Annotated in this window: 2 tRNA genes and 1 rRNA gene; all 3 read left to right on the top strand. The window is 45.6% G+C overall.

Features of this window, described 5'->3' with window-relative positions:
* Positions 1-77 (top strand): 16S ribosomal RNA (locus tag H5159_RS20805); the annotation flags it as partial.
* 76 nt (positions 78-153) lie between these two features.
* Positions 154-230: transfer RNA gene (locus H5159_RS20800), tRNA-Ile, on the top strand.
* Positions 231-280: 50 nt separating this feature from the next.
* A tRNA-Ala gene (locus tag H5159_RS20795) sits at positions 281-356 on the top strand.
* The last annotated feature ends 32 nt before the right edge of the window (positions 357-388 follow it).

Raw genomic sequence — 388 nt, 5'->3', positions numbered from 1 at the left:
CCACGGAGTGATTCATGACTGGGGTGAAGTCGTAACAAGGTAGCCCTAGGGGAACCTGGGGCTGGATCACCTCCTTATACGATTTAGAACTTATTTGTTCGTAGTGTCCACACAGATGATTGTTATTGTAAAGAGAACAACACTTATTGTTTTGGGTCTGTAGCTCAGCTGGTTAGAGCGCACCCCTGATAAGGGTGAGGTCGGTAGTTCAAATCTACTCAGACCCACCACTTCTTGTCTAATCAAGAAGATGGTTAAAACAGTAAGTACCAGCATATGTGGGGCTATAGCTCAGCTGGGAGAGCGCCTGCCTTGCACGCAGGAGGTCAGCAGTTCGATCCTGCTTAGCTCCACCACTTTTACTTCTTAAAAATAAATATTCTTTATC

This window comes from Pseudoalteromonas sp. SG43-1 (assembly GCF_014164415.1).
Classification (GTDB): Bacteria; Pseudomonadota; Gammaproteobacteria; order Enterobacterales; family Alteromonadaceae; genus Pseudoalteromonas; species Pseudoalteromonas distincta.
Note: the sequence above shows the minus strand (reverse complement) of the source record. Positions and strands in the feature narration are given on the sequence as shown.